Raw genomic sequence first — 4,423 nt, 5'->3', positions numbered from 1 at the left:
GCTTCATTATCGCCACGCGGCCGTTGAGCGATATCGAGATCACGGCCACCATGTCTGGCAACCGGACATGCGTGACCTCGATGAACATCGGCAACTACTTCCGCCTCGCACCCGACAAGCGTCTGATCTTCGGCGGCCGCGCGCGTTTCTCGGCGACATCGGACCAGCGCTCCGACGCCAGGAGCGGGCAGATATTGCGGGCGAGCCTCGCGGCGATTTTTCCGCAACTCGCCAAGGTCGAGATCGACTATTGCTGGGGCGGGCTGGTCGACATGACCAAGGACCGCTTCCCGCGCGCCGGCTACCATGACGGGGTCTGGTACGCGATGGGCTATTCCGGTCATGGCGCGCAGCTTTCCACCCAGCTCGGCATGATCCTGGCCGATGCCATGCTCGGCCGCGAGGACCGCAATCCGCTGAAGGGGCTCGAGTGGCCTGCCATTCCAGGCTATTCCGGCAAGCCATGGTTCCTGCCGATGGTCGGCCTCTACTACAAGGCGCTGGACCGGCTCCAGTGACCACTGATCCGGCGGATGGGGTTTAGCCCAGCCCGCCCATATGGAAGCTTTTCATCTCGAGATATTCCTCGATGCCGGCCTGCGCGCCTTCGCGGCCGAGGCCGGACTGCTTGACGCCGCCGAAGGGTGCCACCTCCATCGAGACCGAGCCGGTGTTCAAGCCCACCATGCCGAACTCCAACGCCTCGCCGACGCGCCAGGCGCGTTTCAAATTCTCGGTGTAGAAGTAGGAGGCAAGTCCGTAGGGTGTGCCGTTGGCCAGCGCGATCGCTTCCTCTTCCGTCTCGAAACGGAAAAGCGGCGCGACCGGGCCGAACGTTTCCTCGCCGGCAAGCTGCATGTCCTTTGTGGCGCCCGTCAGCACCAGCGGCGCGACATACTGAGATCCTTCTGGCAGGGCGGCCTGCTTCTCAGTGACGATCGCAGCACCCTTGGCGAGCGCGTCCGCGACGTGGCGGTTGATTTTCTCGACCGCCGCCATGTTGATCATCGGTCCGATGACGACGCCGGGCTGCGTGCCGGGCCCCACCGTCATGGCGTTGACGCGAGCGGTGAGCTTCGCGGCGAAGGCGTCATAGACACCGGCCTGGACGACGATGCGGTTGGCGCACACACAGGTCTGGCCGCCATTGCGAAATTTCGAAACGAGCGCGCCCTCGATGGCGAGGTCGAGGTCGGCGTCGTCGAAGACGATGAAGGGGGCGTTGCCGCCGAGTTCGAGGCTGAGTCGCTTCACGCTGTCGGCGGCGCCGCGCATCAGCAGCGAGCCGACCCGCGTCGAGCCGGTGAAGGAGATCTTGCGCACTGTCACGTTCGCCATGATCTCGTTGCCGATTTCCGCTGGCATGCCAGTGACGATGTTGATGACGCCGGCGGGAATGCCGGCCCGTTCGGCGAGCACGCCGAGCGCGAGCGCCGAATAGGGCGTGAACTCGGACGGCTTGATGACCACGGTGCAGCCTGCGGCCAGCGCCGGCGCGACCTTGCGGGTGATCATCGCGTTGGGAAAGTTCCACGGCGTGATGATGCCGCAGACACCCACCGGCTCCTTCAGCACGATGATGCGGCGGTCCGGAGTGGGCGAGGGGATGGTGTGGCCGTTGATGCGGCGCGCTTCCTCCGCGAACCATTTGACGAAGGAGGCACCGTAGCGGATCTCGCCCTTGGCTTCGTCCAGCGGCTTGCCCTGTTCCGTGGTCAGGATCAGCGCCAGATCGTCGAGATGCGCCAGCATCAGGCCGTGCCAGGCTTCGAGCAGCGCCGCGCGTTCGGCGTTGGTCTTCTTCCGCCAATCCCGATAGGCGGAAGCCGCGGCTTCTATCGCCGCACGCGTCTCCGCGCCGGCCATGTCGGGCACTGTGCCGATTGCCGACTGGGTCGCCGGGTCGAGCACATCGACCGTCTTGCCGGAGCCGGCAGCAACCCACTTGCCGCCGATCAGGCCGGCTTCGCGAAATAGACTTTTATCGTTCAGGCTTTTCATCGGAAACGACCTTGCAATCAGGTGAGAGCGGCGTCGACGGCGGCCGTGATGGCCCCCGTTCTGTCCTTGCCGGGAATGGTGCCTATGCCGCGCGCGGTTGTCGCTTCGACGGCTTTCATGATGCGGCCAGCGGCGGCTGTTTCGCCAAGATGTTCGAGCATCATCGCGCCGGACCAGATGGTAGCGATCGGGTTGGCTATGCCGAGATGCGCGATGTCGGGCGCCGAGCCGTGCACCGGCTCGAACATCGACGGCGCCGAACGGTCAGGATTGATGTTGGCGGAAGCGGCGTAGCCGAGCCCGCCCTGGATCGCCGCGCCGATGTCGGTCAGTATGTCGCCGAACAGGTTCGAGGCGACGACCACGTCGAGGGTCTCGGGCGCCATGATCATACGCGCGGCGAGCGCGTCGACGTGATAGCTGGTGACAGTGACATCGGGATAGTCCGCCGCCAGCTTGCGCGTGATCTCGTCCCAGAACACCATCGAGTACTTCTGCGCGTTCGACTTGGTGACGGAAGCGAGCTTGCCGCTCCGCGCCCGCGCCTGTTCGAAGCCGAAGCGCAGGATGCGCTCGACGCCGGGGCGGGTGAAGATCGAGGTCTCGACAGCCACCTCGTCCAGCGTGCCTTGATGCACACGCCCGCCGGCGCCCGAATATTCGCCTTCGGTGTTCTCACGGATGCACAATATGTCGAAGCTTTCGGCCCGCAGCGGTCCCGTCACACCCGGCAGCAGGCGATGCGGCCGGATGTTGGCGTACTGCACGAATGCCTTGCGGATCGGCAGCAGTAGGCCGTGCAGCGACACCGAATCCGGCACTTCCGCCGGCCAGCCGACGGCGCCGAGAAGAATGGCGTCGAAACCGCGCAAGGTTCCGATGGCGTCTTCCGGCATCATGCGGCCGGTGTCCCGGTAGAACTTGCACGACCAGGGGAATTCGGTTCCGGCAAGTGCGAAGCCGGCATGGTTAGCAGCCGTCTGCAGCACGGACCATGCGGCGGCAGTCACGTCGATGCCGATGCCGTCACCGGGGATCAGGGCGATCGAATAGGACTTCATCGGCATCTCTCTAGAGGCTGATCAGGACGCTCTTGGTCCTGCGATTGGCGAGATAGGCCTCGCGGCCAAGGTCCTTGCCAATGCCGGAGCGCTTGTAGCCACCGGTCGGCAGGATGTGGTCGCGCGAGCGGCTGTAGCGGTTGACCCAGACGGTGCCCGCTTCGAGCTTACGTGCGAAGCGGATGGTGCGCGACAGGTCTGACGTGAACAGGCCGGAAGCCAGACCGTAGGTCGGATGGCTGGACAGCGCCAGCGCCTCTTCCTCGCTCTCGAAGGTCTGGACGGTCAGGACCGGGCCGAAGATTTCCTCGACGATGGCAGGATTGGCCTGGTCGACATCCGCGATCAGCGTCGGCTCGTAGAAATAGCCGGGATGGTCCATGCTATTGCCGCCGGTCAGGCATTCGCCGCCGGCCGCGACCGCGGCGCGCACGATGCTGTCGATACGCGCCCGCTGCCGTTCCGAGATGATGGGCGAATATTGCGTCGTCGCGTCCCAGGTCGGGCCGGGTCGCACCGCCTTCATCTTCTCCAGGATAGCGGCCGTCAGCCGGTCGGCGACGCGCTTCTCGACGATCAGGCGTGTCGCGGCCACGCAGGCCTGGCCGGCATTGAAGGTGACGCTGCCGGCGATCGCGGAGGCCGCCTTGTCGAGATCGGCATCGGCAAAAACGAGCTGGGGGCTCTTGCCGCCGAGTTCCAGCGTCATTGGTTTGACGCCGGTGCGGGCGACATTCTCCATGATAGCCGAGCCGGCGCGGGTCGAGCCGGTGAAGGAGACCTTGGCGATGTCGGGATGGCCGGTCAGCGCCGTGCCGGTGGTTGGACCATCGCCGAGCACCACGTTGATCAGTCCCGCCGGCAGGCCGGCTCTCACGGCGAGTTGCGCCAGATAGACGGCCGAGAAGGGCGTCATTTCCGACGGCTTCAACACAACCGCATTGCCGGCGGCCAGCGCCGGGCCGAGCTTCCAGCCGGCCATCGAGACGGGAAAATTCCAGGGCGTGATCGCGCCGACGACGCCATAGGGCTCGCTCATGATCATGCCGAGGCTAGCATCGTCGGTCGGCGCGAGCTCGCTGCCTTCCTTGTCGGCGAATTCGGCGAAGAAGCGGATCTGTTCGGCGGTGATGGCGATGTCGCCGGCGACGAGCTGGCCGACCGGCCGCGTCGAGCTCAGCGCCTCGATCCGGGCCAGCGTCTCGGCTTCCGCCTCGATAAGGTCGGCCCAGGCCTGGAGTGCCCTGGTGCGCTCGCGTGGCCGGACGCCGGCCCAGTTGCTGACCTTCAGTGCTGCCTTGGCGCTGTCCGCCGCACGCTCGATCAAGTCAGGGCCGGCTACGGGGCAGTCCGTATAGGAT

General features: G+C 65.7%; 4 protein-coding genes. 1 reads left to right on the top strand and 3 read right to left on the bottom strand.

Annotation, left to right across the window (positions count from 1 at the left end; translation table 11 throughout):
• Positions 1–518 (top strand): FAD-binding oxidoreductase (locus EOA36_RS28755; RefSeq protein WP_145969350.1); only part of this gene is annotated, 518 nt, incomplete at its 5' end.
• 22 nt (positions 519–540) lie between these two features.
• On the opposite strand, the gene EOA36_RS28750 is transcribed toward EOA36_RS28755, so the two are convergent.
• The 3 genes from EOA36_RS28750 to EOA36_RS28740 form a co-directional block, all read right to left on the bottom strand.
• Complete coding sequence (locus EOA36_RS28750; protein WP_127280399.1) at positions 541–2,001, bottom strand: NAD-dependent succinate-semialdehyde dehydrogenase; 1,461 nt, start codon at positions 1,999–2,001, stop codon at positions 541–543.
• Between the two features lie 17 nt (positions 2,002–2,018).
• On the bottom strand, positions 2,019–3,062 hold the full coding sequence (locus EOA36_RS28745) for a tartrate dehydrogenase (RefSeq protein ID WP_127280398.1): 1,044 nt from the start codon (positions 3,060–3,062) through the stop codon (positions 2,019–2,021).
• 10 nt (positions 3,063–3,072) lie between these two features.
• On the bottom strand, positions 3,073–4,423 hold a 1,351-nt coding region (locus EOA36_RS28740), incomplete at its 5' end, for an aldehyde dehydrogenase family protein (protein WP_145969349.1).

It is taken from the genome of Mesorhizobium sp. M8A.F.Ca.ET.021.01.1.1, from assembly GCF_003998025.1.
Taxonomy (GTDB): domain Bacteria; phylum Pseudomonadota; class Alphaproteobacteria; order Rhizobiales; family Rhizobiaceae; genus Mesorhizobium.
The sequence above is the reverse complement of the archived record's forward strand: the minus strand, read 5'-3'. Positions and strand labels throughout refer to the sequence as shown.